The sequence below is a fragment of the Pseudomonas sp. SMV71 genome (assembly GCF_052042015.1).
Taxonomy (GTDB): Bacteria; Pseudomonadota; Gammaproteobacteria; order Pseudomonadales; family Pseudomonadaceae; genus Aquipseudomonas.
The window spans coordinates 1-431 of sequence record NZ_JBKGGU010000061.1 but is presented as its reverse complement, the minus strand read 5'-3'; the positions used below and the strand labels follow the sequence as shown (position 1 = coordinate 431).

General features: G+C 67.7%; 1 protein-coding gene. It reads right to left on the bottom strand.

Going from position 1 to position 431, the window contains the following annotated elements:
- A partial coding sequence (locus ACLEJQ_RS25775; protein WP_440799919.1) for a carbon starvation CstA family protein occupies window positions 1–431 on the bottom strand: 431 nt, incomplete at both ends.

The following is a 431-nucleotide window of genomic DNA, read 5'->3' as shown; positions in this document are numbered from 1 at the left end:
GTGTTCTCACCCGGCAGCACCGAGTGCAGGATCTGCGCGATGCCCACCGCCAGGGTCGGCGCACCGCCGGCACGGGCCAGGATCGTGGTCTCGCCGATGTCCCGGGCCACCGCCTGCAAGGCGTCAGGGGTGATGGCAAAGCCCCAACTGCTGATGGTTTGCGCGGCCGCCGCGACGTCACCGCCGACCACCGCCGCCGGGCTGTTCATGGCGAAGTACACGCCCGGCTCGATCACCGACGCGGCGACCATCGCCATGATCGCCACGAAGGACTCCATGAGCATGCCGCCGTAGCCGATGTAGCGGGCGTTGGTTTCGTTATCCAGCAGCTTGGGCGTGGTCCCCGACGAGATCAACGCATGGAAGCCCGACACCGCGCCACAGGCGATGGTGATGAACAGGAACGGGAACAGCCCGCCCTTCCACACCGG